This window comes from Allobosea sp. 2KB_26, assembly GCF_052115715.1.
In the GTDB taxonomy this organism is placed as follows: Bacteria; Pseudomonadota; Alphaproteobacteria; order Rhizobiales; family Beijerinckiaceae; genus Allobosea.
On the sequence record NZ_JBFRHE010000016.1, the window covers coordinates 20,185 to 46,939 of the forward strand.

At 65.2% G+C, this 26,755-nt stretch carries 23 protein-coding genes; 10 read left to right on the plus strand and 13 right to left on the minus strand.

The window, feature by feature from the left end:
• Positions 1–41: 41 nt before the first annotated feature.
• The 8 genes from AB4099_RS28585 to zapE form a co-directional block, all read right to left on the minus strand.
• Positions 42–467: a VOC family protein gene (locus AB4099_RS28585; RefSeq protein WP_113517150.1), complete on the minus strand. Its 426-nt coding sequence runs from the start codon at positions 465–467 to the stop codon at positions 42–44.
• A gap of 164 nt (positions 468–631) precedes the next feature.
• The gene (gene odhB, locus AB4099_RS28590; protein ID WP_441480596.1) at positions 632–1,861 is read right to left on the minus strand and encodes a 2-oxoglutarate dehydrogenase complex dihydrolipoyllysine-residue succinyltransferase; all 1,230 of its coding nucleotides are present in this window, start codon (positions 1,859–1,861) and stop codon (positions 632–634) included.
• Between the two features lie 45 nt (positions 1,862–1,906).
• A complete protein-coding gene (locus AB4099_RS28595; RefSeq protein ID WP_113517152.1) occupies positions 1,907–4,864 on the minus strand; it encodes a 2-oxoglutarate dehydrogenase E1 component in 2,958 nt (985 codons plus the stop codon).
• Positions 4,865–4,975: 111 nt separating this feature from the next.
• Positions 4,976–5,860 (minus strand): succinate--CoA ligase subunit alpha, encoded by an 885-nt coding sequence (gene sucD / locus AB4099_RS28600; protein ID WP_441480597.1) that lies wholly within the window; start codon positions 5,858–5,860, stop codon positions 4,976–4,978.
• A gap of 9 nt (positions 5,861–5,869) precedes the next feature.
• Positions 5,870–7,066 (minus strand): ADP-forming succinate--CoA ligase subunit beta, encoded by a 1,197-nt coding sequence (gene sucC / locus AB4099_RS28605; RefSeq protein ID WP_113517153.1) that lies wholly within the window; start codon positions 7,064–7,066, stop codon positions 5,870–5,872.
• Positions 7,067–7,149: 83 nt separating this feature from the next.
• Positions 7,150–8,112 carry a malate dehydrogenase gene (gene mdh, locus AB4099_RS28610; protein WP_113517154.1) on the minus strand — a complete coding sequence of 321 codons (963 nt, stop codon included), beginning with the start codon at positions 8,110–8,112 and terminating at the stop codon, positions 7,150–7,152.
• 260 nt (positions 8,113–8,372) lie between these two features.
• The gene (locus AB4099_RS28615) at positions 8,373–8,972 is read right to left on the minus strand and encodes a TetR/AcrR family transcriptional regulator (RefSeq protein ID WP_113517155.1); all 600 of its coding nucleotides are present in this window, start codon (positions 8,970–8,972) and stop codon (positions 8,373–8,375) included.
• 13 nt (positions 8,973–8,985) lie between these two features.
• Positions 8,986–10,185 carry a cell division protein ZapE gene (zapE, locus tag AB4099_RS28620; protein ID WP_441480598.1) on the minus strand — a complete coding sequence of 400 codons (1,200 nt, stop codon included), beginning with the start codon at positions 10,183–10,185 and terminating at the stop codon, positions 8,986–8,988.
• 234 nt (positions 10,186–10,419) lie between these two features.
• Between zapE and AB4099_RS28625 the strand changes: the two genes are divergently transcribed.
• Complete coding sequence (locus AB4099_RS28625) at positions 10,420–11,037, plus strand: GNAT family N-acetyltransferase (RefSeq protein WP_162768313.1); 618 nt, start codon at positions 10,420–10,422, stop codon at positions 11,035–11,037.
• A gap of 21 nt (positions 11,038–11,058) precedes the next feature.
• On the opposite strand, the gene AB4099_RS28630 is transcribed toward AB4099_RS28625, so the two are convergent.
• Positions 11,059–11,748, minus strand: a complete 690-nt coding sequence (locus AB4099_RS28630) for an AprI/Inh family metalloprotease inhibitor (protein ID WP_441480599.1) — start codon at positions 11,746–11,748, stop codon at positions 11,059–11,061.
• A gap of 173 nt (positions 11,749–11,921) precedes the next feature.
• Between AB4099_RS28630 and AB4099_RS28635 the strand changes: the two genes are divergently transcribed.
• Complete coding sequence (locus tag AB4099_RS28635; RefSeq protein ID WP_113517158.1) at positions 11,922–12,305, plus strand: RidA family protein; 384 nt, start codon at positions 11,922–11,924, stop codon at positions 12,303–12,305.
• 9 nt (positions 12,306–12,314) lie between these two features.
• On the opposite strand, the gene AB4099_RS28640 is transcribed toward AB4099_RS28635, so the two are convergent.
• Entirely contained in the window at positions 12,315–13,904 is a 1,590-nt protein-coding gene (locus AB4099_RS28640) for an OpgD/OpgG family glucan biosynthesis protein (protein WP_441480600.1), read from the minus strand.
• A 295-nt stretch (positions 13,905–14,199) separates the two neighbouring features.
• Here AB4099_RS28640 and AB4099_RS28645 point away from each other — a divergent pair, with 295 nt between their 5' ends.
• From AB4099_RS28645 to AB4099_RS28660, 4 genes are all read left to right on the plus strand, one after another.
• The gene (locus AB4099_RS28645; RefSeq protein ID WP_113517160.1) at positions 14,200–14,757 is read left to right on the plus strand and encodes a glyoxalase superfamily protein; all 558 of its coding nucleotides are present in this window, start codon (positions 14,200–14,202) and stop codon (positions 14,755–14,757) included.
• Between the two features lie 584 nt (positions 14,758–15,341).
• Entirely contained in the window at positions 15,342–16,487 is a 1,146-nt protein-coding gene (locus tag AB4099_RS28650; protein ID WP_069878757.1) for a type III PLP-dependent enzyme, read from the plus strand.
• A 117-nt stretch (positions 16,488–16,604) separates the two neighbouring features.
• Positions 16,605–17,132: a GNAT family N-acetyltransferase gene (locus AB4099_RS28655; protein WP_441480601.1), complete on the plus strand. Its 528-nt coding sequence runs from the start codon at positions 16,605–16,607 to the stop codon at positions 17,130–17,132.
• A 166-nt stretch (positions 17,133–17,298) separates the two neighbouring features.
• Positions 17,299–18,735 carry a homospermidine synthase gene (locus AB4099_RS28660; RefSeq protein ID WP_441480602.1) on the plus strand — a complete coding sequence of 479 codons (1,437 nt, stop codon included), beginning with the start codon at positions 17,299–17,301 and terminating at the stop codon, positions 18,733–18,735.
• A 136-nt stretch (positions 18,736–18,871) separates the two neighbouring features.
• Here AB4099_RS28660 and AB4099_RS28665 read toward each other — a convergent pair whose 3' ends face one another.
• Entirely contained in the window at positions 18,872–19,177 is a 306-nt protein-coding gene (locus AB4099_RS28665; protein WP_441480603.1) for a hypothetical protein, read from the minus strand.
• A gap of 141 nt (positions 19,178–19,318) precedes the next feature.
• Positions 19,319–20,383 (minus strand): hypothetical protein, encoded by a 1,065-nt coding sequence (locus AB4099_RS28670; protein WP_441480604.1) that lies wholly within the window; start codon positions 20,381–20,383, stop codon positions 19,319–19,321.
• A gap of 474 nt (positions 20,384–20,857) precedes the next feature.
• Between AB4099_RS28670 and AB4099_RS28675 the strand changes: the two genes are divergently transcribed.
• Together AB4099_RS28675 and AB4099_RS28680 are read left to right on the plus strand one after the other, a co-directional pair.
• Positions 20,858–21,892: an aspartate-semialdehyde dehydrogenase gene (locus AB4099_RS28675; protein WP_113517165.1), complete on the plus strand. Its 1,035-nt coding sequence runs from the start codon at positions 20,858–20,860 to the stop codon at positions 21,890–21,892.
• Positions 21,893–22,110: 218 nt separating this feature from the next.
• Entirely contained in the window at positions 22,111–22,983 is an 873-nt protein-coding gene (locus tag AB4099_RS28680; protein ID WP_441480605.1) for a DMT family transporter, read from the plus strand.
• Between the two features lie 5 nt (positions 22,984–22,988).
• Here the strand turns inward: AB4099_RS28680 and AB4099_RS28685 are convergent, their stop codons facing one another.
• Positions 22,989–23,648, minus strand: coding sequence for a TetR/AcrR family transcriptional regulator (locus AB4099_RS28685; RefSeq protein ID WP_113517166.1), 660 nt, complete (start codon positions 23,646–23,648; stop codon positions 22,989–22,991).
• A 141-nt stretch (positions 23,649–23,789) separates the two neighbouring features.
• On the opposite strand from AB4099_RS28685, the gene AB4099_RS28690 reads away from it, so the two are divergent.
• Together AB4099_RS28690 and AB4099_RS28695 are read left to right on the plus strand one after the other, a co-directional pair.
• Positions 23,790–24,977 carry an HlyD family secretion protein gene (locus tag AB4099_RS28690; protein ID WP_441480606.1) on the plus strand — a complete coding sequence of 396 codons (1,188 nt, stop codon included), beginning with the start codon at positions 23,790–23,792 and terminating at the stop codon, positions 24,975–24,977.
• Positions 24,978–25,124: 147 nt separating this feature from the next.
• Positions 25,125–26,702, plus strand: a complete 1,578-nt coding sequence (locus AB4099_RS28695) for a DHA2 family efflux MFS transporter permease subunit (protein ID WP_441480607.1) — start codon at positions 25,125–25,127, stop codon at positions 26,700–26,702.
• Positions 26,703–26,755: the final 53 nt, after the last annotated feature.

Sequence of the window (26,755 nt, forward strand, 5' to 3'; positions counted from 1 at the left end):
CGTTTTTCGGGCCGATGCGACGGCGCGATCTGACTTAGGCTTCAGCCCTGCGCGAGCGGCGCGTTGAAGGCCCAGACATGGCCGAAGGGATCGGTCAGGCGGCCATAACGCGCGCCCCAGAACACGTCGCCCGCCGGCATGAAGGTGAGTGCGCCCGCGGCTTCCGCCCGGGCCATTGCCGCGTCGACATCGCTTGGGCTCGGCAGATTGACGTTCAGCGCGATACTGGCGCCGCCATGGGCATGCGGCGAAGCGACCGGCCCCCCGAATTCCGGGAACTCGTCATGCAGCAGGATTTCGCTGCCGAACAGCGCAAGATTGGCGTGCAACACCCGCACGCCATCCTGTGCCATCTGCTTGAAGGTGCACTGCGCGCCGAAAGCCTTCTCGTAGAAGGCGATCGCCTCGAGGCCGCCCTTGACGCAGAGATGCGCCTGGAGCGAGGGAGGATTGGGGCCAAAAGCCATCGCGAACTCCTTCCCTATCCCTGATCCCAGCGCGAGACCGCAAGACAAGCCGAGTGGTCGCGCGGCCGGATCAGGCCCTTGAAATGAGAACCATGCTCGCACCGGCAATGGCCGCCTGAGCGACGTGCCGGGCACGGGCGCGGTTCCCGCAGTCCTATGCGAACTCAGAGGTCCAGGACGAGACGTGCCGGGTCCTCCAGAGCTTCCTTGATGCGAACGAGGAAGGTCACAGCCTCCTTGCCGTCGATGATGCGGTGATCGTAGCTGACCGCCAGATACATCATCGGGCGCACCACGATCTGGCCGCCGACCACCATCGGGCGCTCCTGGATCTTGTGCATGCCGAGAATAGCCGACTGCGGCGCGTTCAGGATCGGCGTCGACATCAGCGAGCCGTAGACGCCGCCATTCGAGATCGTGAAGGTGCCGCCCTGCATGTCCTCGATCTTGAGCGCGCCATCGCGCGCCTTCTTGCCGAGCACGCCGATTTCCTTCTCGACACCGGCAATCGAGAGCTGGTCGGCATCGCGAACCACCGGAACGACGAGGCCCTTGTCGGTGCCGACCGCGACCGCGATATGATAATAGTTCTTGTAGACGATATCGGTGCCGTCGATCTCGGCGTTGACCGAGGGGATTTCCTTCAGGGCTTGCACGCAGGCCTTCACGAAGAAGCCCATGAAGCCGAGCTTCACGCCGTGCTTCTTCTCGAACACGTCCTTGTACTGGTTGCGCAGCGCCATCACGGCCGACATGTCCACCTCGTTGAAGGTGGTGAGCATGGCGGCAGTGTTCTGCGCCTCTTTGAGGCGGCGCGCGATGGTCTGGCGCAGCTTCGTCATCTTGACGCGCTCTTCGCGCGAAGCGTCATCCGGAGCCGACGGGGCGCGAACCTGAACCGGAGCTGCGGGCGCAGCCGCAGCTGCCGAGCCCGTCGCGATGGCGGCCAGCATGTCGCCCTTGGTGACCCGGCCATCCTTACCGGTGGCCGCGACCTTGGCCGGATCGACACCGCTCTCGGCAGCGAGACGCGCAACGGCCGGGCCGGAATCGGCAGCCTTGGTCGCAGGCGCAGCAGCAGCGGCCGGAGCAGCGGCAGGCTTCGGAGCCTCGGCAGCCGGAACAGGCTTCGCCGGAGCTGCAGCAGCAGCGCCATCACCAGCCGAGATCGAGCCAAGCAGCGCGTTGACGCCGACCGTCTCGCCTTCCTTGGCGACGATCTCGCCGAGCACGCCGGCAGAAGGGGCGTTCACCTCGAGCGTGACCTTGTCGGTCTCGAGCTCAACCAGAGGCTCGTCGGCCTTCACAGCCTCGCCCGGCTTCTTGAACCATTTGCCGATCGTCGCTTCCGAGACGGATTCGCCGAGTGTGGGTACGCGGATTTCGGTCGCCATATCAGGCCTCTTGTTCGTGTCTTTGTCTGGCGTCTTCGGACAGGGTCAGGCCGCGAAGGCCTCGTCCATGAACGCTGCGAGCTGGGCGGTATGCTTGGACATCAGGCCGGTCGCTGTCGCGGCCGAGGCCGGGCGTCCGACATAACGCGGGCGTTTCGGCTTCGAGCCGGCATGGCCCAGCACCCATTCGAGATAGGGCTCGACGAAGGTCCAGGAGCCCATGTTCTTCGGCTCCTCCTGGCACCAGACCACATCGGCGGCCTTGAAGCGCGCCAGTTCCTGCGCCAGCGTCTTCAGCGGGAACGGATAAAGCTGCTCGACGCGCATCAGGTAGACGTCGTCGATGCCGCGCTTCTCACGCTCGTCGAGCAGGTCGAAATAGACCTTGCCGGAGCACAGCACGACCCGGCGGATCTTGCCATCCTTGACCAGCTTGGTCTCGGACCGGCCGCGCTCGGCATCATCATGCAGCACGCGGTGGAAGGTCGAGCCCTCGGCCAGCTCCGACAGGTCGGAGATGCAGCGCTTGTGGCGCAGCAGTGACTTCGGCGTCATCAGGATCAGCGGTTTGCGGAAGTCGCGCTTCAGCTGCCGGCGCAGGATGTGGAAATAGCTTGCAGGCGTCGAGCAGTTCGCGACCTGCATGTTATCCTCGGCGCACATCTGCAGGAAGCGCTCGAGGCGGGCCGAGGAGTGCTCCGGTCCTTGTCCCTCATAGCCATGCGGCAACAGGCAGACGAGGCCCGACATGCGCAGCCACTTGCGCTCGCCCGACGAGATGAACTGGTCGAACACGACCTGCGCGCCATTGGCGAAATCGCCGAACTGCGCTTCCCAGGCGGTCAGGGCGTTGGGCTCCGACAGCGAGTAGCCGTATTCGAAGCCGAGCACCGCCTCTTCCGAGAGCATCGAGTTGATGACCTCGTAGCGCGACTGGCCTTCGCGGATGTTGTTCAGCGACGTGTGGCGGGCTTCGGTCTCCTGGTCGATCAGCACCGAATGGCGCTGCGAGAAGGTGCCGCGTTCGCAATCCTGGCCGGAGAGACGCACGGGGTGGCCGTCGAGCAGCAGCGAGCCGAAGGCGAGCGCCTCGGCCGTCGCCCAATCGATGCCCTGCCCGGCCTCGACCGCCTTGCGGCGATTGTCGAGGAAGCGCTGGATCGTGCGGTGGACGTTGAAGCCGGGCGGCGTCGAGGTGATCTTCTCGGTGATCTCCTTCAGCACCGCTGCCGGAACGCCGGTCGCGCCGCGGCGCGGGTCGTCCTCGTCGGCGCGGATCGCCTTCATGCCGGCCCAGCGTCCGTCCAGCCAGTCGGCCTTGTTGGGCTTGAAGGTCTGGCCCGCGTCGAACTCGATCTCGAGCTTGCCCTTCCAGGCCGCCCTCATTTCGTCGAACTCGCCCGGCTGCACCACGCCTTCAGCTTCCAGCTTGGTGGCGTAGAGCTCCAGCGTGGTCTTGTGGCCGCGAATCTTGCGATACATCAGCGGCTGGGTGAAGCCCGGCTCGTCGCCCTCGTTATGGCCGAAGCGGCGATAGCAGAACATGTCGATGACGACCGGCTTGTGGAATTTCTGCCGGAACTCGATCGCGATCTTGGCGGCGAACACGACCGCTTCCGGATCGTCGCCGTTCACATGGAAGACCGGCGCCTCGACCATCTTCGCCACATCCGACGGATAAGGCGAGGACCGCGAATAGCGCGGATAGGTGGTAAAGCCGATCTGGTTATTGATGATAAAATGCACCGAGCCGCCGGTGCGATGGCCCTTCAGCCCGGACAGGCCGAGGCACTCGGCCACGACGCCTTGGCCGGCAAAGGCGGCATCGCCATGCAGCAGCAGCGGCAGCACCTTGGAGCGCTCGACGATATCGCCGAACTGGTCCTGCTTGGCGCGAACCTTGCCGAGCACCACGGGATCGACGATCTCGAGATGCGACGGGTTGGCGGTCAGCGAGAGATGGACGTTGTTGCCGTCGAACTCGCGGTCGGACGAGGCACCGAGATGGTACTTGACGTCGCCCGAGCCCTCGACATCGTCGGGCGCGAAGGAGCCGCCCTTGAACTCATGGAACAGCGCGCGGTGCGGCTTGCCCAGCACTTGGGTCAGCACGTTGAGACGGCCGCGATGGGCCATGCCGAAGACGATGTCGCGCACGCCGAGCGCGCCGCCGCGCTTGATGATCTGCTCCAGCGCCGGGATCAGCGCCTCGGCGCCATCAAGGCCGAAGCGCTTGGTGCCGGTATATTTCAGATCGATGAACTTCTCGAAGCCCTCGGCCTCGACCAGCTTGTTGAGGATCGCCTTCTTGCCCTCGCGCGTGAAGGCGATCTCCTTGTCCGGCCCCTCGATCCGCTCCTGCAGCCATGCCTTCTGCTCCGGATCGGAGATGTGCATGAACTCGATGCCGATCGTGTTGCAATAGGTCCGCTGCAGGATCGCGACCATCTCGCGAAGCGTGGCGAACTCCATGCCGAGCACGTTGTCGATGAAGATCTTGCGGTCGAGATCGGCATCCGTGAAGCCAAAAGCGGTCGGCGACAGCTCCTCGGGGTCTCTCGCCTGCTCGATGTCGAGCGGATCAAGCTTGGCGTGGAGATGGCCGCGCATCCGGTAGGCGCGGATCAGCATGATGGCGCGAACGGAATCGCGCGTCGCCTGCTGGACGTCGGAGGCGCTGAGCGTCGCGCCGGCAGCCTTGGCCTTGGCGCTGAGCTTGTCGCCGATGACCTTTTCGACCACGCCCCAATGGCCATCGAGCGCCGAAATCAGCTCGCCATTGGCATGGATCGGCCAGTTCGGCTTCGTCCAGGACGCACCCCTAGCGTTCTGGATAATGGCCGGGCCATCATCCTTCAGCCCGGCGAAGAACCCGCGCCACTGCTCGTCGACCGAGTTCGGATCGGCCTGATAGCGCGCATAGAGGTCCTCGATATAGGCCGCGTTGCCGCCATAGAGGAAACCCGTCTGCGCGAGAGCCTCGTTGATGTCTTGGCGAGCCATTGTCGTCCTGCCTTCTACCGTCGTCCTGCCCCGTTCCCGGAGCGTCTCATGCCGTCATTGCGTCTTAAGTAAGATGGCCGGGCTGGGCCGGCCATCTCTTCGTCCGGGCGTTCAGCTCTTCAACACGTCGACCAAGGTCTTTCCGAGGCGAGCCGGCGAGGGCGAGACCCGGATACCGGCCGCTTCCATCGCGGCGATCTTGTCTTCCGCGCCGCCCTTGCCGCCCGAGATGATCGCGCCGGCATGGCCCATGCGGCGGCCGGGAGGAGCCGTGCGACCGGCGATGAAGCCGACCATCGGCTTCTTGCGCCCGCGCTTGGCCTCGTCCTTGATGAACTGCGCCGCGTCCTCTTCCGCCGAGCCGCCGATCTCGCCGATCATGACGATCGACTCGGTCTTGGGATCGGCTAGGAACATTTCGAGCATGTCGATGAACTCGGTGCCCTTGACCGGATCGCCGCCGATGCCGACTGCGGTGGTCTGGCCGAGACCCTCGCGGGTGGTCTGGAACACCGCCTCATAGGTCAGCGTGCCGGAGCGCGAGACGATGCCGACCGAGCCGGGCTTGAAGATATTGGCCGGCATGATGCCGATCTTGCTCTGGCCAGCGGTGACGACGCCCGGGCAATTCGGCCCGATCAGGCGCGATTTCGAGCCGGAAAGCGAGCGCTTGACCCGCACCATGTCGAGCACCGGGATGCCCTCGGTGATGCAGATGATCAGCGGGATCTCGGCGTCGATCGCCTCGCAGATCGCGTCCGCCGCGCCCGGAGGCGGCACATAGACGACGGAGGCGTCGGCCCCGGTCGCGTCGCGCGCCTCGGCGACGGTGTCGAAGACCGGCAGGCCGAGATGCAGCGCACCGCCCTTACCGGGCGAGGTGCCGCCGACCATCTGCGTGCCATAGGCGATCGCCTGCTCGGAGTGGAAGGTGCCATTCTTGCCGGTGAAGCCCTGGCAGATGACCTTGGTGTTCTTGTCGATCAGGATGGACATTGTTTTTCCTCAAGCCTTCTTGACCGCAGCGACGATCTTCTGTGCCGCATCGTCTAGATCGTCCGCCGGGATGACATTGAGGCCGGAGGTCCGGATGATCTCCTTGCCTTCCTCGACATTCGTGCCCTCGAGGCGCACCACCAGCGGGACCTGGAGGCCGACCGCCTTCACCGCGGCGATGACGCCACGCGCGATGACGTCGCACTTCATGATGCCGCCGAAGATGTTGACCAGGATGCCCTTCACCTGCGGATCGGCAGTGATGATCTTGAAGGCGGCAGTGACCTTCTCTTCCGAGGCGCCGCCGCCGACATCGAGGAAGTTCGCGGGCTCCTCGCCGTAGAGCTTGATGATGTCGAGCGTCGCCATGGCCAGGCCCGCGCCGTTGACCATGCAGCCGATCGTGCCGTCGAGCGCGATATAGGCGAGGTCATATTTGGACGCCTCGATCTCCTTGGCATCCTCTTCCGTCTCATCGCGCAGCGTCATCACCTCGGGGTGACGATAGAGCGAGTTGGAATCGAACGAGACCTTGGCGTCGAGGCACTTGAGCTGGCCCTGCGTCGTCACGATCAGCGGGTTGATCTCGAGCATCGCCATGTCCTTGCCGACGAAGGCGGCATAGATCTGGGCGATGACCTTCTCGGCCTGCTTGGCGAGGTCGCCGGTGAGGCCCAGCGTCTTAGCAACGGTGCGGCCGTGATGCGGCATGATGCCGGTCGCGGGATCGACCGAGAAGGTCAGGATCTTCTCGGGCGTGTCGTGGGCGACAGCCTCGATGTCCATGCCGCCTTCGGTCGAGACCACAAAGGCAACGCGCGAGGTCTCGCGGTCGACCAGGGCCGAAAGGTAGAATTCCTTCTCGATGTCCGAGCCGTCCTCGATATAGAGGCGGTTGACCTGCTTGCCGGCGGGGCCGGTCTGCGCCGTCACCAGCGTGTTGCCGAGCATTTCCTTGGCATGGGACTCGACCTCTTCGATCGACTTGGCGAGACGCACGCCACCCTTCGCGTCGGCCGGCAGTTCCTTGAACTTGCCCTTGCCGCGACCACCCGCATGGATCTGGCTCTTCACGACATAGAGCGGGCCCGGGAGCTTCTTGGCGGCCTCGACGGCTTCCGCCACCGTAAGGGCCGGGAAGCCGGCGGAGACGGGCGCGCCGTACTCCTTGAGGACCGCCTTGCCTTGATATTCGTGGATGTTCATGTGCTCGAATTCCTTGCGTGCGCTGGCGAGGGCGTATGGAAGGGCGTGCGGCAGCGGGACTGCCGCACGCCCCTCGCTCTATCTCACGCCAATGACGAATCGATGGACTTGCAGGCGTCGATCAGGCCCTGCACCGAAGCCACCGACTTCGAGAGCATTTCCTGCTCCGCCTTGTTGAGACGGATCTTCACGACCTTCTCGACGCCCTTGGCGCCGATGACCACGGGAACGCCGACGAACATGTCGCGCACGCCGTACTGGCCCTTCAGCGCGGCGGCGGCCGGCAGGACGCGCTTCTGGTCCTTGAGGTAGCTCTCGGCCATCGCGATGGCAGAGGCCGCCGGAGCGTAGAAGGCCGAACCGGTCTTGAGCAGGTTGACGATCTCGCCGCCGCCCTTGCGGGTGCGCTCGACGATGGCGTCCAGACGCTCCTGCGTCGTCCACTTCATCTTGACGAGATCCGGCAGCGGGATGCCGGCGACGCCGGAATAGCGCACCAGCGGCACCATGTCGTCGCCATGGCCGCCGAGCACGAAGGCCGAGACGTCCTTGACCGAAACCTGGAACTCTTCCGCCAGGAAATGGCGGAAACGGGCCGAGTCGAGCACGCCGGCCATGCCGCAGATCATGTTGGGCTTCAGGCCCGAGAACTTCTGCAGGGCCCAGACCATTGCGTCGAGCGGGTTGGTGATGCAGATCACGAAGGCCTTCGGCGCATATTGCTTGATGCCTTCGCCGACCGACTTCATCACCTTGAGGTTGATGCCGATCAGGTCGTCGCGGCTCATGCCGGGCTTGCGCGGCACGCCAGCGGTGACGATGACGACATCGGCGCCCTTGATGTCCTCATAGGACTGGGTGCCCTTGTAGGCGGCGTCGAAGCCGTCGACCGGGGACGACTCGGCAATGTCGAGGCCTTTGCCCTGCGGGATGCCTTCGGCGATGTCGAACAGCACGACGTCGCCGAGTTCCTTGAGCCCGGCGAGATGGGCGAGCGTGCCGCCGATCTGGCCGGCGCCGATGAGGGCGATCTTCTTGCGGGCCATAGCCTAGTCCTTGTGCTTGCGCTGCGAGATGCCGGGGACCCGGCGAAACCGTGGGTTTCTTTGGCCCAAACAGGCCTTTTGCTGCAAGTCGTCTTGTGGCGATCACGGTCGGGCGGGAGGGCGCGCGCCCTGGAAAACAGCCTTCACCTTTCTCGCCGTCAAATCAATGTCTTGCGCAATGCGCGCCTCGCGCGAGGCGCGAATAAGGCAACGAAACCGTCAATGACGAATTACAGGAAATGTAATTTGTAACCTGATTTTCAGACGATGCCCGTCGCCAGCACGCGCAGGATGACCCTGATCAGCGTCGCCAACCGAAGGTCTACCGAAGCCTGCGGCACATCCGCATCGAGGGCCAGAGCGGCAGGGTGAATGAAGCGATGCGTGGCGTCGATGACGAAGGCGATCGCCCTGTCGCGATCGCGCGGCTCGAAGGCGCCCGAGCCGATGCCCTCATCGATGACCCGCTCGAACAGCGCCCTGACCCGGGTGCGGTTGCGGCGGCTGATCGCATGACGCCCGGCGACAGCCTGCGACAACGCGGTGAACAGATGCCGGTCCTCCAGCAGCAGGTCGCGATTGGCCTTGGCCAGAGCCAGGATCAGCCGTTCCAGCTTGTCATGGGCGGGGTCTGGTCCGTCGGCAATGTCGGCGAGGCTGCGCTCCGTCGCCTTGAGCCAGACATCGACGACGGCGTCGACGAGCGCAGCCCGCGACGGGAAATAGCGATAGACATTGGCATGGGTCATGCCGGCTTCTTCGGCGACCGCCACGACGGTGAAGCGCTTCAGCCCGTATAAGCGCAGATGCTCGCTGGCGACGGTGAGAATGCGGGTCTCGCTCGGCTCGCGCGTCGGCATGCGGCGACGCTTCTCAGGTCTCGACCAGGCCGGTCGTGTCGCCGCTGGCGGCGGAATCGGCACGACCATGCGGCAAGGCCAGGTAATCGCCGGAGCGCATCTCGATCAGCCGCGAAACCGTGCGGTCGAACTCGAATGCCTCGCGACCGCTGGTGGCGATGTAGAGTTCGTGCGGCTCGGCCTGCGCCGACGCGATCAGCTTCACATGGAGCTCATAGAGCGTGTCGATCAGGATGATGAAGCGCTTCGCCTCGTTGCGCTGCGTCTCGTCCATCACCGGAATGTCTTCGATCAGCAGCGTATGGAAGCGCTCCGCCATCTCGAGATAGTCCGAGGCGCCATAGGCCTGGGCGCAGAGATCCTTGAAACCGGCGCGCGCAACGCCGCCGGCGGCTTCCGGCACGCGCAGCTCATGCCCCTTGACCGACAGGACGACCGGCTGCCCATGGGCGACCCCGCTCAGCGTCAGAAACGCCTTGTCGAGCGCGGCCCTGGCCGTCGCATCGGCAGGCACATGATAGGTCGGTGCGCCGCCAAGCTTCTCCAGCCGGAAATCGGTGCGGGCATCGAGACGCAGCACATCGACCTTCTCGGTCAGCAATGCGATAAAGGGCAGGAACAGCGCTCGGTTGAGCCCGCCCTCATAGAGACGCGAGGGCTCGACATTCGAGGTTGCGACCACCACCACCCCGGCTGCGAAGAGCGCCGTGAACAAGCGCCCCAGGATCATCGCATCGGCGATATCGGTGACGGTGAATTCGTCGAAGCAGAGCAGCGTCGCCTCTTCGGCGAGCTCGGCTGCGACGGGACCGATCGGGTCGGGCTCCTTGACCTCGCCCGCCTTCAGGCGCTGGCGGTAGGCGTGGATGCGGGCATGGACATCGGCCAGGAAGGAATGGAAATGCACGCGCCGACGGGCCGCGACCGGCGCCGAGTCGTAGAACATGTCCATCAGCATGGTCTTGCCGCGGCCGACCGAACCCCAGATGTAGAGGCCCTTGATGCCATTGGCCGACGCCTGCCGCTTGCCGAACAGCCAGCCGAGCGCACTGCTCTTTCTGGCCAGTTGGCGTGAGGCGAGCGTCTCCGACAGCGCCTCGAGCCGCTTCACCACGGCGAATTGCGCCGCATCGCGCTCGATGACGCCGGCCTCGACCATGGCGACATAGCGTTCGGAGATGGTGGCGGGCATGGCCTGCGGGCGGGACAGCATCGGCTGCCCGAGTTAAGCCAGGCTCGGCGCGACCGCAAGCCTGCTGGCTGATGCTCGCTTAGGCATGGGCCGCAGATCGGGGCAGATTGAGCGAAATATCCGCCCTCCCGCCCAAATTTGCCACAGCTTCGCCTCTTGCATTCCCAGATTGGGGGCGCATCTTCCGACCCGAGCTCTAGGGACGAACGCCTCCTGGACGGTAGCGCGATATGGCGCTGTGACAGGAGAAGACAATTGGCTCGTTCGACAAAGGCCGGCGCAATGTCCGGCCAGGGTGAAATTCGCAGGCTCTGGCCTACGGAGCGCGCCCTCTTCATCGATCATCTGCTGCGCTTGGACGTGCTCACGCGTCGCGAGCGCTTTGGCACGGCGGTCAACGACGATTTTCTCGTCAATTACGCTGAGACCACCTTCGGAGTCGGCGGTCTGGTCTATGCCTATATCGAAGACGGTCACGTCCGCGGTGCGGCCGAACTGCGCGGCCTGGAAGACATCGTCACCCAGACGGGAGAAGCCGCGTTCAGCGTCGAGAAGGCCTGGCGTCGGCAAGGCATCGGCGAAACGCTGTTCACGCGGCTGATCACGGCCTCGCGCAATCGCGGCATTCGCACGCTTTATATGACCTGCCTGCCCGAGAACGCCGCCATGCGCCGGCTGGCTCGCAAGTTCGAGGCCGAGCTGATTGGCGGCTACAACGATGTCGAGGGGACGATCGCCACTGGCGGCCCGACGCCCTTCACCGTCCTCGACGAGGCCTTCGACAACGCCAAGGGCTTTGCCACTCTGGCGCTGTCGCTGCAACGCCGGTTCTGGCGCCCGGCCTTCTTCGCGAGATCGTCGTCGCGCCCATGAGGCGCGACAATCGGGCCCGCATCAGCGGTTGAGCGAGAGTGCGGCGCCGGATTTGGTCACGGCGCCGTTCATGCTGCCGCTATCGCCGGCACGCAACCGCGCAACCACCGTGCCTCCGGGCTGGTAGAGATAGACCTCGCCATCGCGATAGTCCCAGGCATTGACCTTCTGCAGGTCGCGATTGGCGCAGCCCGCCGCATTGGCGCGGTAGAGATCCAGGGCCGGCGTGCTCGACAGCTGGATCCGGCAGGAGCTGCCCGTCGCCTCGCGGGCGGTCCAGCTCCCAATAACGCTGTCACGCGACGATCCCGCGCTGCGGGCGGGGGCCGAGCCCTGACCGAGCGTCGCGACCTGGCCGCCGCCGCCTCTGAGTTGCGGAACCTCGGTTGCCCCCGCGACCGGCGGCGCGCTCTGCTGCGGTTGCGGCTGGCCAGCATTGGGATCGTAGAACGGATCCTGCGGCGGCGGCAGGGCTCCGGGCGCGGAGGCGGCCGGATATCCGCCCGGCGGCGGCAAGGGCTGCGACGTCACGGGAGCAGAACTGATCGGCGGAGCAGATTGCAGCTGAGGCTGGCCGTAGCTGGGCCCCCCGGAAAAACCGGGTCCCGGCCCGTTGAAACGCTGCGATCCCGCGCAGGCCGTGAGCGCAAGGAAGGGCAGCAGGCAGGCGGCCTTGAAGAAGCGATATCGTGTCGCGGTCACGGTCGTCATGCGGTGCCTATTCCCGTCTCGTTGGCTCAGCTGATTCGCAAGCCTAGGCCTGCGCAATGAACGTGGCATGAGCGCCTCAATCCCCCAAATACCGGAACTGATCAACTCCGCCACGGGGCATTTGGTTCTTGGGCGCCCGGCGCGGCATAGTCCGGCAGCCTTGGAGAACCAGCATGAAGCCGCTCAACCCGCCATCGATCCGCCCGCCCTTCGCCCGCTACAGCCATGGAGCCGAACTGCCCGGCGGGCAGCGCCTCGTCTTCTGCTCCGGGCAGCTCGGCATCACGGCCGATGGCAGCATTCCCGAAGATGCGCGGGCGCAGGCTGATCTCTGCTTCGCCAACATCGCCAAGATCCTCGGCGAAGCCGGCATGACGCTCGCCGATATCGTGCGGATCAATGCCTATGTCACCGACCGGGCGCATATGAAGCCCTATATGGAATCGCGTGACGCCCATGTCGGCACGCCACCTCCGGCCTCGACCCTGATGATCGTCTCCGGCTTCACGCTGCCCGAGTTCAAGGTCGAGATCGAGGTCGTGGCCGCAGCAGCCTGATCCGAGCGATCAGGCCTCGGCGCGCCAGGGGTAGCTCCAGGTCTCCGTCAGCGTCTTGTCGCCGCTCTTCAGGAAGGCACGCATCTCGGCGAGTTGCCCGGGCTCGACGACGATGTCGATGAAGGCGCGGAAGCCTTCGGTCTTCGGGTTGGGCACGATGAAGGCACGGTTGATCCGGCCATAGGCGATCGAAGGCACGATCTCGACCTTCTCCGGCTGCTTCAGGTGATAGGCGAGATCGCCGCCGGCAAAATCGACGATGAAGCGGCGCGCGCCATCGGTGACGGGCTCGCCCGAGCCGAGCGCCTTCGGCTTGGCCTGGTAGGTGTTGATCACGCGGCCGCCGGGGTGAAGGTCGCTCGAGTCGAGCAGCGCGGTCAGCTTGTAGCCGAAGCGGAACTCGCGGCCGGCCTCGAGCGCAGCCTTGGGTACCCAGAGCGCGACGATATTGTCATTGGTCTCGTCGCCGGTCGGAAGCTCGATCAGCTCCACCACGCCCTCGCCCCAGTCGCCCTGGGGTTCGATCCAGTAGGACGGTCTGAGCTCGTAGCTCAGATCGAGATCCTGATAGTGCTCGAAGACACGGTCGCGCTGCATAAGTCCGAAGCCGCGCACATTGCTTTCGACGAAGGTGGAAACCGCCTGCTGCCGCGGATTGCGCAAAGGCCGCCAGATCCATTCGCCCGTGCGCGAGTGCACCATCAGGCCGTCGGAATCGTGCAGCTCCGTCCGGAAATCGTCATGGAAGCGCCGGTCGTTCTCGCCGGTGAAGAACATCGAGGTCAGCGGCGCGAGGCCGAGCCTTTCGATCGCCTTGCGCGGGAACAGCGCGACGCTGATATCGACCACGCTGTCGACATCCGGATAGATATGGAACTGGTAGGCGCCCGATACCGAGGCTGAATCGAGAAGCGCATAGACCGTGACGCGCTCGGCGCCCGCGCTCGGCGCCTCCACCCAGAACTCGCGGAAGACAGGGAACTCCTCGCCTCCGGGCACGCCGGCACCGATGGCAAGACCGCGCGCCGAAAGCCCGTAACGCTGCTCGCGGCCGAGCACCCGGAAATAGCTGGCACCGATGAAGGAGATCAGCTCGTCGAAAACGCGCGGATCGTTGAGCGGGTAATGCAGGCGAAAGCCGGCAAAGCCGAGATTGACCGGCAGCGGCTTCTCGAACTTGATCCGGCCATAGTCGAACAAATTCGACGAATAAGGCACCGGTGTCGGTACGCCGTCGCGCACGATGTTCACGGTCACCGGGCGCGTGAACAGGAAGCCGGGGTGGAACATCTGCATCCGGAAACCCGAACCGGTCTGCGCCAGCAGCGCCCGCTCGGGGCGGAAGCGGATATCGCGCCAGGCGTCGAAATCGAGACGCGACAACGGTTCCGGCAGGGTAGGACCGGGCTCATAGGGCGCGGCCGCGATCTCGCGGGCCCGGCGCACCACATCCTCGAAGCCGAAGCGCGGCTGCGGTGGGGTCGGGGTCGGAGCCGGCTGCGTCTCAGGCTGCTGCGCGAGCAGCGCGGCGGGCGCCACGGAAAAGCTCAAGGCGGCGGAAAGGCCGGCCAGGATCTGGCGGCGATTGGATACGGTCATGATTCGAGGAAGCCCCGTCGCGTTTGCGCCCGAAGACGCATCTCGCCAACGACTTAGGCGATGAAATGGGGCCGGTCTAGGGCGCAGCGGCGGCGCATCTCCGGCATGCATGATGTTGACAGCCGATCGTCCTGTTTTCTACCCTTCGGCCCGGGCCGGATGCAGCCCGCCGCTCGCGCCCTCGCAGGGCATGGTGAATACATCCCGCTTCCGTCCCGATCCCGATCGATCCGGTGGACGCTTCCAGCAACGCGAGCCCTGGCCGCTTCGTCCACCATCGAGAAGGATTGTGACCATGCGCACCTATCGCGATGCGAAACTGATGGCCAAGGCCCTGCGCGAGGCCGTGGCCCCGCAGACACCGCTTTCACATGCCCAGGCCCTCGAAATCGTCGCCCGGCAGTTCGGCTATGACGACTGGAACATCCTCGCCGCGAAAATCGGCGAGGCAGAAGCCAGCCCGGCCGCCAGCACCGCGCCAACAGGCGTGACCCTCAATATGGGTATCCCGATCCTCCGCATCTTCGACCTGGAGAAAGCCAGGGAGTTCTATCTCGGCTTCCTCGGCTTCAGCATGGATTGGGACCACCGCTACGGACCTGAATTCCCGATCTATATGCAGGTTTCACGCTCGGGCCTGCAGCTTCACCTCTCCGAGCATCATGGCGACGCCAGTCCGGGCTCGACCGTCTTCGTCTGGATGCAGGGCGTGGACGCCTATCGCGCCGAACTGATCGGCAAGCACTATCCGTTCTCGAAACCCGGCATCCAGGAAAGCGGTCCGGGCGGGCGCACGCTCGAGGTGCCGGACCCGTTCGGGAACCGCATCCGCTTTTGCGAAAAACGGGCCTAGAAGCGCCGTCGATCGACCTAAAAGGGCCCTGTCGCGCCCCGGCTGCCACGGCCGGAGCGCTTCTCACTCGCGCGTTCGGCGAAAAATCCGAACCCCGAGGTCAAAAAGAACTTGTAGAGGGGGACCGCAGTTCGTATATGCGGCTTACCCAATTCGCACGTGCCTGTGGCCGCGTGCTGGTCGGTGGGCATTCGGACAAGAGGCCGGACAGCCGCCAGGGATGGGAAACGGATGGAGGGGGATGGATATCCCCTCAAATCACGCTCCCGGTTTTCGTAAGAGAACCGCTCCCGAACAGCGACCAGCAGCCGGAGGCGAAACCGGCAAACCCCGAATCTCCACGGGGGACGCAGCTTAAAGCAACGACGGAGCGGGCTTTTTTGGTCTCGTTGGCTTTCCACAGGTCAACACCGAAGAGGCTTGTCCTTCATTGCCGGCCGTGCGGGGATTCCCCAATCGACGGTGTTTCGGGTCCGGACGTTTCGTCCGCTGTTCTCGGCGTCTCCATCGCGCCGTGACCTGCGAACGACTCACCCGGCGATACGTCGTATCGGCGCCGCTTGCGCCGTAGGGGAGTCGCGCCGATGACCGAGCGCATCCGTGAATTTCTGCGTAACCGCCGTGAAGACGGTCCCTGCGTCGTCATCGATCTCGATGTCGTGCGCGAGAATTATCGTGCCTTCTCCCGGGCCCTTCCCGACACGCGCGTCTTCTACGCCGTGAAGGCGAACCCGGCGCCGGAGGTGCTTGCCCTGCTGGCCAAGCTCGGCTCCTGCTTCGATTGCGCCTCGGTCGTCGAGATCGAGCTCGCTCTCGCAGCTGGCGCCACCGCTGACCGCATCTCCTATGGCAACACGATCAAGAAGGAGCGCGATGTCGCGCGCGCCATGGAGCTCGGCGTGCGCCTGTTCGCCGTCGACTGCGTGGCCGAGGTCGACAAGATCGCCCGTTCCGCCGCCCTCACCGCGGTCAAGGACGCGCGCATTTTCTGCCGCATCCTCTGCGACGGCGCCGGCGCCGACTGGCCGCTCTCGCGCAAGTTCGGCTGCGTGCCCGAAATGGCCGCGGACGTACTTGAGCATGGCCACCGTCTTGGCTTGGGCGCCTATGGCATCTCGTTCCATGTCGGCTCGCAGCAGGCGAATGTGAACGCTTGGGATTCCGCCCTGGCCTCGGCTTCGGCGGTGTTCAAGGAATGCGCCACCCGTGGCATGTCGCTGTCGATGGTCAATCTCGGCGGAGGCTTCCCGGCGCGTTACCTGCGTCCGATCCCGGGCGTTCCGGCCTATGGCGATGCGATCTTCCGGGCACTGTCGAAGCATTTCGGCAACCAGCTTCCGGAGACGATCATCGAGCCGGGCCGCGGCATGGTCGGCGAAGCCGGCATGATCGAGGCCGAGGTCGTGCTTGTCTCGAAGAAGAGCGAGGACGATCAGGTTCGCTGGGTCTATCTCGATATCGGCAAGTTCAGCGGTCTCGCCGAGACCATGGACGAGGCGATCCGCTATCCGATCCGCACTCCGCGGGACGGTGACGCGACCGTGCCCAGCGTCCTGGCCGGCCCGACCTGCGACTCGGTCGACGTCATGTACGAGAAGACCCCGTACATGCTGCCGTTCAGCCTGGAGATCGGCGATCGCGTGCTGATCGAGGGCACCGGTGCTTATACGACGACCTATTCGGCCGTCGCCTTCAACGGCTTCCCGCCGCTGAAGCAATACGTCATCTGACGTCCTGGCTCCGGCACCGGCCGGAGCCACCCCCCAAATCAATCTGTTTGGCCGCGTTCGCGCGCGGCGCCGGGAAGGTCTGCGCTCTTGCGCAGACGCTCCGGCCGGAGGTGCGTCATGATCACGATCCGCGAGGAAACCGCGTCCGACATCCAGGCCCGCGAGGCCCTGCTCGACCGCTGCTTCGGCGAGCGCCGTTTCGCCAAGACCAGCGAACGCCTGCGCGAAGGCCGGCTGCCGGCCGCCGGGCTGGCGCTGGTCGCCGAGCGCGACGGCGCAGTCGTGGCGACCGTCAGGCTCTGGAACATCGATGCCGGCGGCCATGATGCACTGCTGCTCGGGCCGCTCGCCGTCTCCCCGGACCTGCAGGGCGAAGGGCTCGGCAAGACGATGATGCGCGAGGCGATCTGGCGCGCCGCCTGCCGTGGCCACCGCACGGTGCTGCTGGTCGGCGATGCGCCCTATTACGCTCGGTTTGGCTTCTCGGCCGAGCCGATGCGCGATCTTGCCATGCCCGGCCCGGTCGAGCGCGAGCGCTTCCTCGGCCTCGAACTGCGCCCCGGCGCACTCGCGGGCGCCGCCGGCGTCCTGTCCGCAACGGGGCGCCTGATCGAGCCCCTGCCTGCCGCGGCGCTCGCAGCCTGATCGCGAGCGTCACCGCGGCGTCATCCGCACCGGGTTGTCTTCAGCGTCGTCGGGGTCGGAATCGACCCTGGCGGCGCAAAAATGGCGTTCCGGATTGACGAGCGCGGCCGCTCTCCATACGAGCCCGCGAAAGATCTCCCCCGCTCACCCCAACCAAGGAAACATCATGACTCATTGGCCCGTCCACGGCACCATCACCGGACCGATCGTAATGATCGGATTCGGCTCCATCGGACGCGGAACACTGCCGTTGATCGAGCGGCATTTCGAATACGACCGCAGCCGCTTCGTCGTCATCGACCCGCATGACACCAACCGTGCCCTCCTCGACGAGCGCGGCATCCGCTTCATCCAGGAAGCGGTGACCCCCGAGAACTACAAGAGCCTGCTGCAGCCCCTTCTCACCGAAGGCGGTGGCCAGGGCTTCTGCGTCAACCTGTCGGTCGACACCGGCTCGCTCGATATCATGCAATTCTGCTCCGAGCTCGGCGCGCTCTATATCGACACCGTCAACGAGCCTTGGCTCGGCTTCTATTTCGACCACAGCAAGGGTCCCGAGGCCCGCTCGAACTATGCGCTGCGCGAAGCCACGATGGCTGCCAAGCGCGCGCGTCCGGCCGGCACCACGACGGCGGTCTCCTGCTGCGGCGCCAATCCCGGCATGGTCTCATGGTTCGTGAAGCAGGGCCTGCTCAACATCGCGGCCGATCTCGGCCTGCAGACCCCCGAGCCGAAGAACCGCGCCGAATGGGGCACCCTGATGCAGCAGGTTGGCGTCAAGGGCATCCATATCGCCGAGCGCGACACCCAGCGTGCCAGGCATCCCAAGCCGCGCGACGTCTTCGTCAACACCTGGTCGGTCGAGGGTTTCGTCTCGGAAGGGCAGCAGCCGGCGGAGCTCGGCTGGGGCACGCATGAGCGCTGGATGCCCGAGAACGGCCGCACGCACGAGGTTGGATGCCAGTCGGCGATCTATCTGCTTCAGGCCGGGGCCGAGACGCGCGTGCGCAGCTGGTGCCCGACGCCCGGCCCGCAATACGGCTTCCTGGTGACGCATAACGAGGCGATCTCGCTCTCCGATTACTTCACGGTGCGCGACGAGGCCGGCAACCCGGCCTATCGCCCGACCTGCCACTATGCTTATCACCCCGCCAATGACGCCGTGCTTTCGTTGCATGAGATGTTCGGTAGCGCCGGCAAGGTGCAGGAGAAGCAGCACATCCTCGAGGAGAACGAGATCGTCGATGGCATCGACGAACTCGGCGTGCTGCTCTATGGCCACGCCAAGAACGCCTACTGGTTCGGCTCGCAGCTCTCCGTTGAAGAGACCCGCCGGATTGCGCCTTATCAGAACGCAACGGGCCTGCAGGTGACCTCCGCCGTGCTTGCCGGCATGGTCTGGGCGCTGGAGAACCCGAAGGCCGGCATCGTCGAATCCGATGAGCTCGATTTCCGTCGCTGCCTGGAAGTGCAGTTGCCCTATCTCGGCCCGGTGGTCGGGACCTATACCGACTGGACGCCGCTGCAGGGCCGCCCGGGCTTCTTCCCGGAGGATATCGACACCAGCGATCCCTGGCAGTTCCGCAACATTCTGGTCCGCTGACGCCTACCATCCTCGGGACGCCTCGCACCGGCCCGAGGGTCTGCGGACCCCGTTGCACCGCCTGAAGCAAGGCAGCACGCACCAAACAAAAAGGCCCGCCGATCCGGCGGGCCTTTCTCGTCTCTGCCCGGTCGGCTCAGAAGCCCGGCGTCGAAAACGTGTTCCTGAACGGGTTCACACCGGCGCCGATGCGCGGCGGCAAGGTGCTATCGCCGTAGAGCTCAGCGACATTGGAATAGACCGGGGGTGAGATGAGCTGCTGAGTGGCGTATCGGTTCAGCGAGCCGACCGGCACGACATTGCCGGGATCGAGATAGCTGCGCTTCTGCACGATCACGCGCAACGGCTTGCGCGGCTGCTGCGCCTCGGCCACCGAAGCGACCGCGGTCAACGCCACGAGCGAAATGCCGAGACCGGCGGCGAGACGCTTGAAGGAATTCATGGCGAGGGTCTCCTGAGGCGATGACCAAGGGGAAGTAAGACGGCGATTGATAGCGCCAAATCTATCCCGCCGCGGTTAACGCTTTTACTGCCCCATAGCTCTGAGATAACGCTCGGGCAGCCGATTTCAACGGCCGCCCCCTCACCTTTTCAAGGCCGCCTTGTGGCTCGGCACCGTGCCGTCGGCGTCGAGCGATGATGCCTTGCGACCGGCCGCGGATGGGCGCGGCGGTGAGCAGGCGCCGTCGCGGTTGCGTTCAGCTGCGGCAAAGAGGCTGCGCAGCGCATGATCCTCGCCGGCACCGAGCAGGGCGAGCCCGTCGACCAGGCAGGCCAGTTGCTGACGATCGGCCGGCCGCGCGCCCCCGCCGCACCACCAGCCGCTCAAGCTGAGCGGGGTGTCGCCGCCACGGTGGCGGAAGCCGATGCAGGCACGTTCAGTCGCACCATCGCTCAGGGTTACGTCCGTGGCTTCGACGAAGCCGAATTTGGTGGTGAGCCTCGTTGGCGCGCCGCTGCGCTGCACGGACATGCCACGGGCAGCAGCCTCACGCACGAGCGCGATGATGAAAGGCTGCGTCAAATGATCATCGCCATGGTCAACGACGAGACGCAGCAGCAGATGCGGCTTGGCCTCGGTGAGAGCCCCAAAGCTCAACACATCCTCGCGCTTCGTTCCGTCCTGGCTCCGGCTCGCCTCATAGACTGGGGCCTGGCGCTCCAACTCCGGTGAATCGAGGCCAAACATGGCGATCGGCCGCGCGATCCTGACCCAGTCTTCATGTCGGGAGGCAAGGAGACGTGGCTCCTGGCGCACATCCCGAACGGGCCGAATCTCCGCAGCCGGTTGCTCCGCAAGGCTGGCGATCTGCATCTCGCCGCCATCGCCCGAAAGTCCCGTGACGAGCGCAGCCGCCATCCCGATACCGGCAACAGCAGCCAGGCCGCGCCAGGCCAGACCGCCGGTCAGGCCGAGGCCGCGATGGCGGATGGCCGCGCGCAGCCACCGGAGGATCGTTCGCACCGCAGCCTCGACATGGTCCACGATGCTGATCAGGGCGCCTATGGGATCGGAACCGCCGAGCTTGCCCTTCACGCCATCCGCGACCGGCAAGGCACGATGCGCGGCCGCCGCGCCGAGCTCCCGGCAGCCCGAGCCGAGCCGGCGAAAGCCATTGACCAGTAACGCTGCGAACTCACGCGACACGACAAGACCCCGCTTACTGCCTGCGCCTGCGCGCCGGCAGCCTGTCCCCACCCGCGGGCGAAGCTGAAGGCATCGCAGTCAGTATCGGGTTACCGGCGGCCGGCGAACCGCGATCGTCGTGAATCGCTGGTTAGGAGGCAGGGTTAATCCCGCCCTGACGCGCTTGGCTGCCGAGACCGATTGACTTTTTATCGCCGCGGGTGTTGTGGATGGGCATCGCGAGGCGAGTATCCACTCGAGCGCGACCGCGAATGCTATCAGCCCTATGGGATTTGGCTCTGTGATTGTCGCCCTGACGACGAAACGCACGACCAAAACGACGACCGGCACGCTCCGGACGTCGCGCTGACGCTTCGCCTCGGTTCCGGGCCCTCCCCCCCGGCGGGGGCTAAGGCCGAACCCGCCATAAAGGCCAGGCGGATCGGCCATCTCCCGGGGGAGACAGAACCGGTTACTTCCAAAAGGAACAGCAGCATGAGCTTCAAGGTCGCGGTTGTCGGCGCCACAGGCAATGTGGGTCGCGAAATGTTCGACATCCTTGCCGAGCGGGCTTTCCCGGTAAGCGAGGTCGTGGCGCTTGCCTCCTCGCGCTCGATCGGCACCGAGGTCTCCTTCGGCGACAAGACGCTGAAGGTGAAGGCGCTCGATCACTATGATTTTTCCGACACCGATATCTGCTTGATGTCGGCCGGGGGCGAGGTCTCGAAGCAATGGTCGCCGAAGATCGGCAGCCAGGGTTGCGTCGTCATCGACAATTCCTCAGCCTGGCGCATGCATCCCGACGTGCCGCTGATCGTGCCGGAGGTGAATGCCGCAGCGGCCGCCGGCTTCTCCAAGATGAACATCATCGCCAACCCGAACTGCTCGACCGCGCAGCTCGTCGTGGCCCTGAAGCCGCTGCATGACCGCTTCGGCGTCAAGCGCGTCGTCGTCTCGACCTATCAGTCGGTCTCGGGCGCCGGCAAGGAAGGCATGGACGAGCTCTTCAACCAGACGCGCGCCGTGTTCTCGGCCGGTGACGTCGTCACCAAGAAGTTTCCCAAGCGCATCTCCTTCAACCTCATCCCGCAGATCGACGTCTTCATGGAGGACGGCTTCACCAAGGAAGAGTGGAAGATGATGGCGGAGACCAAGAAGATCCTGGATCCGAAGATCAAGCTGACCGCCACCTGCGTGCGCGTGCCGGTCTTCATCGGCCATTCCGAGAGCGTCAATATCGAGTGCGAGAAGCCGATCACCGCCGACGAGGCGCGCGAGGTGCTCCGCACCGCGCCCGGCATCCTCGTTATCGATAAGCACGAGCCCGGCGGCTACATCACCCCGCACGAGGCGGCCGGCGAGGACGCGACTTATGTTTCGCGCATCCGTGAGGACAATACGGTCGAGAACGGTCTCGCCTTCTGGTGCGTCTCGGACAATCTCCGCAAGGGCGCAGCCCTGAACGCCGTGCAGATCGCCGAGGTGCTGATCAACCGCAAGCTGATCCAGCCGCGCAAGAAGGCGGCCTGATACCGACAGCTCGGAACGCTCTACGAAGGCGGGCGCAAGCCCGCCTTTTTCATGAACGGGCCCAGGCGCATGGGCGCTGTTCCGAGTTTGCGCGCCCGCCGCAGGCAAATCCTGCTAGCGTCGTTCCACTCTCCAGTTCCGGCGTCGCCTTGTCCTCTCCCCACCCTTCAAAAGCTCCGGTACCGGCTTTGCCCGCGCATGCCGAGGCCGTCCCTCCCGTGCCGCAACGTCGCGACGCCGCGCTGCGCGGCATCGGATTGATGCTGCTTGCCAGCATCTTCCTGTCCAGCGCCGACGTCGCTTCGAAATATCTCGCGGCGACGATGCCGGCGCTACAGATCACCTGGCTGCGCTATGCCGCCTTTGCGGCGATCATGTTGGCGGTGGCCCTGCGGGGCGGCGCAGCACGCCTGCGGCCGAAGCGCCTGCACATGCAGTTGCTGAGGGGCGTCGCGGTCACCCTCTCCTCCATCATCTTCGTCTCGTCGCTGCGATACCTGCCAATCGCCGATGCCACCGCGACAAGCTTCATTGCGCCGCTCTTCGTCACGGCCTTGTCGATCCCGATGCTTGGCGAGAAGGTGGGCTGGCGGCGCTGGACCGCGACCCTGGTCGGCCTGGCCGGCGTCCTGATCATCGTCAGGCCCGGAGGCGCCAACTTCCACGCCGCGTCGCTTTTGCCAGCGCTTTCAGCCGCGACCTGGGCCTTTGCCCTGATCGTTACGCGCATGATGAGCACGACGGAGGATCCGGTGACGACGCTGACCTGGTCGGCGGTGGTCGGCTTCCTGCTGCTGACCGTGCTGCAGCCCCTCGGCTGGCAGCCACTGACGGCGGAGGCGATCGCCATCGGCATCTTCATCGGCGTCGCGTCGACCATCGGGCACTGGTTCGTGATCATCGCCTTCCGCCATGCCGACGCCTCGCTGCTCGCGCCGTTCTCCTATGTGCAATTGCTCTGGGCCTCGGTCTTCGGCTTCTTCCTGTTCTCGGTCCTGCCCGATCTCTTCACCTTGCTGGGCTCCGTGATCATCGCCGCCTCCGGCCTCTACACCGCCCATCGCGAGCGCATGCGGGCGCGAGCCCTGTAAGCGGACTATCGCTTGCCGTATCGCGCCAGGAACATCGCGACCGCCGAGGCGACGACGCGGGAGATTTCGGCATCGGAGGGTCGCTCGCGCACCGCATTGAACAGGCGCGGGCGCAGCACTGTGGACTGGCACAGATCGACGAACTGCACTGCTGCCAGCGCCGTATCGTCGATCTCCAGCTGTCCCTCCGCGACCTTGCGGTCGAGATAGCCGGCGATGCGCCGTGCGCCCTGCAACGGTCCGTTCTCGTAGAATTCACGGCCGAGATCCGGCATGCGCTCCGCCACGCCCACGACGATGCGCTGGGCGCTGAGCGCAAAGTCGCAGACCAGGAGCTGGACGATCCGCTCGCCGAAATGCGTTAGCGCATGACCGAGATCGGGATCGTCGTCGAGCGCTTCGAAGATCCCGCGCTTCTGTTCTTCGCGCTCGCGTTCGATCAGGGCGACGAAGAGATGTTCCTTGTCCTCGAAATAGACGTAGAGCGTGCCCTTCGAGACATTCGCAGCCGCGGCTATGTCGCTCATGCTGGCATTGTCGAACCCGCGCGTCAGAAAAACCTCATGCGCTCCGTCCAGGATCTGGCGACGTTTGTCGGGATCTGCGCCCGCCGCACGCCGCTTCCGACGCGGCGGCACTCCTGCGATCTTCACAACCTCGTCCATGACCCAACTCGTTCCGGCATATTGCGCCGCACAAAAATAATCGAACCGATCAGTTCGATTTCACTTGATATGCGCCATCACCGGCGCTACTTCAACTGAAATCGAACTGATCGGTTCGAACAGTGATTATCAGGATCGCCCATGTCCGCCGAGACAAAGACTGAGTCGCGTCGGGACCGGCTGAAGCTGGTCGACCCCACGCTCGAAACCACGCCGCTCCCCGCTCAGGCCCGCAAGGCCGACGAGGCAGCTCCGCGAGAAGCCGAGAGCCCTGCCGCCGCCAGGCCGCGCGGCAAGACGGTGCGCCGTGCGGGGATGATGCTGCTGGCGACAGCCGCGCTCGGCACCGGGCTCTGGTTCGGCGTCGACTGGTGGCGCAATGGCCGCTTCATCGTTTCGACTGACGACGCCTATGTCGGCGCCGAGATGGCCACGATCTCGGCCAAGCTCGCAGCCAATGTCGCGACCGTCGCCGTCAAGCAGAACCAGCAGGTCAAGGCAGGCGAGCCGCTCGTCATCCTCGATGATGGGGACCAGCGCATCGCACTGGAAAGTGCCCGCGCCAAGAGCGCCACCGCAGCCGCGACGCTGCTGCGCATCGACAGCCAGATCGAGGCGGGCCGTGCCAGCCTGCTCCAGGCCCAGGCGCAGCGCGACTCAACCCAGGCCGATATCGTCCGTACCGTGGCTGATTTCGATCGCGCCAACAGCCTTGCCGCCAAGTCCTACGGATCGCAGGCGACCCTCGATGCGGCAACGGCAGCGCGTGACCGGGCCCGCGCGGCATTGGCCAGTGCCGGGGCCGGCGTCACCGCGGCCGAAGCCAATATCAAGGTGCTGGAGGCGCAGCGCAACGAAGCCTCCCGCCAGATGGACGAGCTGAAGGTCGCCGAAGACAAGGCCGCCCGCGACCTGTCCTTCACCAGGATCGCAGCGCCGATCGACGGACTGATCGCCAACACCAATGTCCAGCTTGGCGACCTCGTCAGCGCCGGCAAGCGGCTGATGTCGATCGTCCCGCTCGAGCAGGTCTATATCGATGCCAACTTCAAGGAGACGCAGGTCGGCGGCCTGAAGATCGGCGACAAGGCAAGGGTCACCGTCGACGCCCTGCCCGATCAGGTCTTTGACGGCGTCGTCAGCGGCATTTCCGGCGGCACGGGTTCGGTGTTCTCGCTGCTGCCGCCCGACAATGCCACCGGCAATTTCACCAAGATCGTCCAGCGCGTCCCGGTGCGCATCTCGCTCAGCCCGGAAGCCATTGCGCGCCATGCGCTGCGCCCGGGCATGTCGGTCGTGGTGAAGATCGACCCGCGCCCTCAGGCCTGAGCGGAACCACAAGACCCATTCCGGATGGCGCTTAGCGACGATCCGGAATCCATGCAGCCGTAACGCCCACCGATTGCCCCCGGCTTTGCGCGGCCGATGCCGCTTGGGTGGGGTGATGGTGCGGGGCGCCAGGAAGACGAGGCCGTCATGGCCACTGCAACACTGACAGCCGACACGCCACCGGCCTCCGACGCCATCCCGATGCGGCGGATCTTCGCCTTCCTGGCGATGGTCTTCGGCATGTTCATGGCGATCCTCGATATCCAGATCGTCTCCGCGTCGCTGGCCGAGATCCAGGCGGGTCTGTCCGCCAGCGCCGACGAGATCGCCTGGGTCCAGACTGCCTATCTGATCGCCGAAGTGATCATGATCCCGCTCTCCGGCTATCTCAGCCGGGCGCTGTCGACCCGCGTCTTCTTCTCGATTGCCGCAGCCGGCTTCACGATCTCGAGCGTGCTGTGCGCGATGTCGTCCTCGATCAACGAGATGATCCTGTGGCGCGCGGTCCAGGGCTTCATCGGCGGCGGCATGATTCCCGGCGTCTTTGCGGCTGCCTTCACCATCTTCCCGGCCTCGAAGCGGCCGATCGTCTCCCCGCTGATCGGGCTTGTCGCGACGCTCGCGCCAACCATCGGCCCGACGGTCGGCGGCTATCTCAGCCATGCCTTCTCCTGGCACTGGCTCTTCCTGGTCAACGTCATCCCCGGCATCGGCGTCACCATAGCAGCCTGGACGCTGATCGATTTCGACAAGCCGCAGGCCGGCCTGCTCAAGCGCTTCGACTGGCTCGGCCTCGCCGGCATGGCCGCCTTCCTTGGCAGCCTCGAATATGTGCTGGAGGAAGGCACGCGGCTCGACTGGTTCCAGAGCCACGAGATCGTGTTCTTCACTGCGCTGATGCTGGTGGGCGCAGTCCTGTTCTTTTGGCGGGCGCTGACGCGCGAGGATCCGCTCGTCGATCTCTACGCCTTCACCAACCGCAACTTCGCCTTCGGCTCGCTCTTCAGCTTCACGATGGGCATCGGCCTTTACGGGCTGACCTATCTCTACCCCGTCTATCTCGGCCGCATCCGCGGCTACGACGCGCTGATGATCGGCGAGACGATGTTCGTCACCGGCCTGTGCATGTTCCTGACGGCGCCCGTCGCCGGCAAGTTGTCGCAGAAGCTCGATCCCCGCGTGATGATGATGATCGGTTTCGCCGGCTTCGCCGCCGGCACCTATCTCGCATCCTTCATCACCAAGGACTGGGACTTCCACGAATTGCTGCTGCCCCAGATCCTGCGCGGTGTCTCGCTGATGCTGTGCATGGTCCCGATCAACAATCTTGCGCTCGGCACCTTGCCGCCGGCGCAGCTCAAGAACGCATCGGGCCTTTACAATCTGACGCGCAATCTTGGCGGCGCAGTGGGCCTTGCCGTGATCAACACGCTGCTCAACACCCGGACCGACCTGCACATCACCCGATTGCACGAAGCCGTCGCCGTCGGCAGCCAGGTCGCCGAAGAGCGGCTGGCCCAGATGATGCAGCTTTTCGCCGGCTATGGCGCCAATGCCGAGGCAATGGCGCTCGCCAAAATCAGCCAGCTCGCCCATCGCGAGGCTTTGGTCATGGCCTTCGGCGATGTCTTTCTCGGCCTGACCTGGATCTTTGCGGGGCTGGTCGTGCTGGCCGTGTTCATGCGCAAGCCGCCAAAAGCAGCGCCTGCCGGGGCCGGACACTAGGCTTGACAGAGCCTGGTGCACCGTGTCGCAGCCGGCTCCGGATTGACAATCGC

Coding starts and splice junctions, on each gene's coding strand:
- AB4099_RS28585 (WP_113517150.1), bottom strand. CDS start 467: ATGGCTTTTGGCCCCAATCCTCCCTCGCTCCAGGCGCATCTCTGCGTC.
- sucC (WP_113517153.1), bottom strand. CDS start 7,066: ATGAACATCCACGAATATCAAGGCAAGGCGGTCCTCAAGGAGTACGGC.
- AB4099_RS28690 (WP_441480606.1), top strand. CDS start 23,790: ATGTCCGCCGAGACAAAGACTGAGTCGCGTCGGGACCGGCTGAAGCTG.
- AB4099_RS28635 (WP_113517158.1), top strand. CDS start 11,922: ATGAAGCCGCTCAACCCGCCATCGATCCGCCCGCCCTTCGCCCGCTAC.
- AB4099_RS28630 (WP_441480599.1), bottom strand. CDS start 11,748: ATGACGACCGTGACCGCGACACGATATCGCTTCTTCAAGGCCGCCTGC.
- AB4099_RS28660 (WP_441480602.1), top strand. CDS start 17,299: ATGACTCATTGGCCCGTCCACGGCACCATCACCGGACCGATCGTAATG.
- AB4099_RS28615 (WP_113517155.1), bottom strand. CDS start 8,972: ATGCCGACGCGCGAGCCGAGCGAGACCCGCATTCTCACCGTCGCCAGC.
- AB4099_RS28685 (WP_113517166.1), bottom strand. CDS start 23,648: ATGGACGAGGTTGTGAAGATCGCAGGAGTGCCGCCGCGTCGGAAGCGG.
- sucD (WP_441480597.1), bottom strand. CDS start 5,860: ATGTCCATCCTGATCGACAAGAACACCAAGGTCATCTGCCAGGGCTTC.
- zapE (WP_441480598.1), bottom strand. CDS start 10,185: ATGCTGTCCCGCCCGCAGGCCATGCCCGCCACCATCTCCGAACGCTAT.
- mdh (WP_113517154.1), bottom strand. CDS start 8,112: ATGGCCCGCAAGAAGATCGCCCTCATCGGCGCCGGCCAGATCGGCGGC.
- AB4099_RS28675 (WP_113517165.1), top strand. CDS start 20,858: ATGAGCTTCAAGGTCGCGGTTGTCGGCGCCACAGGCAATGTGGGTCGC.
- AB4099_RS28640 (WP_441480600.1), bottom strand. CDS start 13,904: ATGACCGTATCCAATCGCCGCCAGATCCTGGCCGGCCTTTCCGCCGCC.
- AB4099_RS28645 (WP_113517160.1), top strand. CDS start 14,200: ATGCGCACCTATCGCGATGCGAAACTGATGGCCAAGGCCCTGCGCGAG.
- AB4099_RS28595 (WP_113517152.1), bottom strand. CDS start 4,864: ATGGCTCGCCAAGACATCAACGAGGCTCTCGCGCAGACGGGTTTCCTC.
- AB4099_RS28695 (WP_441480607.1), top strand. CDS start 25,125: ATGGCCACTGCAACACTGACAGCCGACACGCCACCGGCCTCCGACGCC.
- AB4099_RS28655 (WP_441480601.1), top strand. CDS start 16,605: ATGATCACGATCCGCGAGGAAACCGCGTCCGACATCCAGGCCCGCGAG.
- odhB (WP_441480596.1), bottom strand. CDS start 1,861: ATGGCGACCGAAATCCGCGTACCCACACTCGGCGAATCCGTCTCGGAA.
- AB4099_RS28665 (WP_441480603.1), bottom strand. CDS start 19,177: ATGAATTCCTTCAAGCGTCTCGCCGCCGGTCTCGGCATTTCGCTCGTG.
- AB4099_RS28650 (WP_069878757.1), top strand. CDS start 15,342: ATGACCGAGCGCATCCGTGAATTTCTGCGTAACCGCCGTGAAGACGGT.